A 236-nucleotide genomic window follows, 5' to 3' on the forward strand; every position below is an offset into this window, starting at 1 on the left:
TCCCGCCCCAGGGCCTCCACCACCAGGAAGCGCCCCTCCACGGGCTCCTGGGTCTCGCGGTTGAAGCCCCTCACCTCGGCCCAGACCTCCCAGCGGCCCCGCCAGTCCAGGTAGTCCAGCACGGCCACCTCCGGCGTCCCCACCAGGTGGCGGAAGGCGGAGGCGAAGCCCTGGCCCGAGAGGGGCCAGAGGGCGAAGCCGGAGAGGGCGAGGAAGAGGGCCAGGGTGGCCTCCTG

1 pseudogene is annotated in these 236 nt (G+C 74.2%); it reads right to left on the reverse strand.

The features are described 5' to 3' along the window. Positions 1 to 236: pseudogene (locus tag ACYQ0J_RS13775) on the reverse strand (metal-dependent hydrolase); the annotation flags it as partial.

The organism is Thermus sp. FJN-A, assembly GCF_054655095.1.